Origin of the sequence: Cognatundibacterium luofuense (genome assembly GCF_018139685.1) — a bacterium.
In the GTDB taxonomy this organism is placed as follows: Bacteria; Pseudomonadota; Gammaproteobacteria; order Burkholderiales; family Burkholderiaceae_D; genus Undibacterium; species Undibacterium luofuense.
Genome location: NZ_JAGSPN010000258.1, coordinates 1 through 379, shown reverse-complemented (window position 1 = coordinate 379; position 379 = coordinate 1). Strand labels below are relative to the sequence as shown.

General features: G+C 37.5%; 1 protein-coding gene. It reads right to left on the bottom strand.

Translation table 11 applies throughout. From position 1 onward, the window contains the following. Window positions 1-35 precede the first annotated feature (35 nt). On the bottom strand, window positions 36-379 hold a 344-nt coding region (locus KDM89_RS20300; RefSeq protein WP_212689676.1), incomplete at its 5' end, for a hypothetical protein.

Below are 379 nucleotides of genomic sequence, written 5' to 3'. Positions count from 1 at the left end.
CTGGAACGCCCGGTCAAGGTGTGATGACCGGGCGCTTACCTTTGAGTATTTATTGTCTTGTTATATGTGGCAATACAAAAAAGCAATTCAAGTAGGATGACGTATTGCTTACCAAAGGTTTCAACAAATGAATCAAGATTAACAATCTTGCTGCCTTTATGCGCCGATAAGTGCAAGGCTCCTAAAAGTTGTGTAATTGATGTCCCGGAAAAATAAGTCGTATATAAATTTGATTGCGTTTGATACCCACGTGATGTTTGATTGAGTAAAGAATCGATTTGGGTTACAAATGCAGTTAAATCATGCTTGGAGCTATTTCTGACTATTAGTAACATCTCATTTAATTTATCATCAAATTTTGTGCATTGTCCGCTAGGGA